This window comes from Bacillus cereus group sp. BfR-BA-01441 (genome assembly GCF_022663075.1).
In the GTDB taxonomy this organism is placed as follows: Bacteria; Bacillota; Bacilli; order Bacillales; family Bacillaceae_G; genus Bacillus_A; species Bacillus_A cereus.
Window position 1 is genome coordinate 1 of the sequence record NZ_JAKUEU010000275.1, and the last position, 395, is coordinate 395.

Sequence of the window (395 nt, forward strand, 5' to 3'; positions counted from 1 at the left end):
TGTTTTTAAAATACCTTCAGATAAGAGGTATTTTATCCCAAAAGAAGAATTCGAACGGCATACTTTTTTCTATAATAATGATTCATATCTAACAATTGGGCAAGTAAGCGAAAAATTAAGCTCCCACCCAGAGATTATACAATACTATATTGATTCAAATAAATTTCCTAACGCTATAAAAGATTTAACAAATACATGGTTCATCCTCAAAAAAGATATTGAAGGTTATACTGGTCTTTCTAACAAGAATGACTTATATCTTACAATTGGACAAACAAGTAACGAATTATGTCTTCAACCACCGACTATTCAAGGCTATATTAAATCTGGGATATTCCCAAATGCTTTTCAGAATTCTAATCACATATGGTTGATTCCAAAAGGAGATATTGAAA

At 30.1% G+C, this 395-nt stretch carries 1 pseudogene; it reads left to right on the forward strand.

Going from position 1 to position 395, the window contains the following annotated elements:
• Positions 1-395 (forward strand): annotated as a pseudogene (locus tag MR107_RS30470) (helix-turn-helix domain-containing protein); the annotation flags it as partial.